Raw genomic sequence first — 1848 nt, 5'->3', positions numbered from 1 at the left:
GCTTTTGCCATGTTTTCGCTGAAAACTGCCGCCGGAGACTTTGCCTCTTCCGTAGCAGGCTTTTCAACATGCACTTTCTCAACAGTCTTTGGCTGCTCTCCTACCGATGCGGCCACGTTACTCGTCAATGTTTCCGGCACAGGGCCAAACGGAATATCCTCGTCATCATTAGTTCTTATATTCTCGGCCTCATGCTGCTTGCTGGCTTCCCAGGCCAATTCCCTGTATTCCCTTACAATGCAAGACGCATCGTACACGGCATTAGCAAACTCCTTTTTATCGGCGTTCAATGCCTGAATTACGCCTTCCCGGTTTATAGAATGCTCATAATAACCAATGGCTGCCTTATTATTGGTTTCCGCAGCAACCATCATAACGGCCAAAGCCACACGCAAATCACGCTGTCCGGGATTAGATACATTCTGCAGCGTATTTTCAACTGCAGAGTGAAAGCTTTCAGATGTATCGCGGCTGACCAAATACGCCTTTTTCTTTACAATCGGCTCCTCGGCAGGAATTGGCTCATCATTGTAGCGATACAACGGCTGATTGTCACGTTTACTAAATCTCTGATTGCCATCCTTATCCAAAAGCGGCACCCTATTCCCCTGCGCATCAGTCAGATACACACGCTTCACAACATCACTGGCATGAAATACGTTTTCAAAATGGCTTTCCCGCTTGCCCTGTTCATTTTTCACCTGGTCAACAGCAATAACAGCAACAGATTTCGTGCCATACGGCACCGAATAGCCATGCGCCTGAAGCTGCTTGTAGGTGAAAAACCGGGGATCATTGCTTTTTTTCTTCTGCTGCTCCATCATGAGCAACAGATTACTGTTAAAATCATATCCCTTGCCAGTATCACCGTTCACAGGAATGGACACCATATCCAGATTGTCCAAAAAATCTGCACCACTCTCCAGATGCTCAATCACCGTATTGGTCATTGTCTGATACCAATCAAACTTCTTCTGCTCCTGTGCCCCATACTCATTAGCCATGATAAATTACTCCCTTCAAAATATCTTGAAATTTACTATGCCTAGAGTATATACTGCCCAGAATATTTTAAAAACGTGATTTGTCGCAAAAATCTGTAACCAAAGCCCACTGTATCAAAAACCTACATTCTGTTCATTTTGGACAGAATGTAGGTTTTTATTAAATGAAGACATAAGAAAAACCGCCATTTAGCTTCCAGGCGTTGGCGGTTAATCTTATGTTTTTCTAGTAACACTTTGTATAATTGCCATAAAGGCATAAGAAAACCGACTGTGACTTGGCGGAAATAGGCGGTCTTCCAAAACCAACTATTCATCCGGTGCAACCGTCTATCGGTACTCCTCTTGCCTCTATTATACACAATGCAGTTAAACTTTGCAAGATTTTATAGATGTGTTATAATGTTACACAAGAGGCATTGATGTGTCGGCTTCCTCCTCTAAGGAGGTGATGCCATGAGTTTGTATGAAATGTTATCCTTGCTGGTAGCAGTTCTGACACTTATGGTGTCAATCATACAGTTTTTCAAGAAATAACCTTCTAAAAAAACTGAGCCGACCATTTGCACTGGTCGGCTCACCCTAAATTCGCTGAGGTAGCTGACAATCGCAACATCAACTGCCTCTTTATGCTTTGATTATAGCACTAAATAAACAATTTGACAATATATAACTATATTTTATACAAAGCCTGTAGCTAAGGCATAGAAAAACCGCCATTTAGCTTGCAGGTACGGCGGTCTTTCATTATACGTTTTTTTCTGTATAATATTTACCAGCAAGAGCTGCACCTATACGGTAGGCGGTTAATCCTGCCCCTGAAAGGGGGCGTTGCCTATGGGGA

The 1848-nt window shown here is 43.1% G+C and carries 1 protein-coding gene; it reads right to left on the bottom strand.

Features of this window, described 5'->3' with window-relative positions; all coding sequences use genetic code 11:
* Positions 1–1004, bottom strand: a 1004-nt coding sequence (locus tag ACI3UA_RS07610) for an ArdC-like ssDNA-binding domain-containing protein (RefSeq protein WP_439724213.1), incomplete at its 3' end; no start/stop codon positions are given.
* Positions 1005–1848 lie beyond the last annotated feature (844 nt).

Source organism: Anaerovibrio sp., assembly GCF_051866355.1.
In the GTDB taxonomy this organism is placed as follows: domain Bacteria; phylum Bacillota; class Negativicutes; order Selenomonadales; family Selenomonadaceae; genus Anaerovibrio.
Note: the sequence above shows the minus strand (reverse complement) of the source record. Positions and strands in the feature narration are given on the sequence as shown.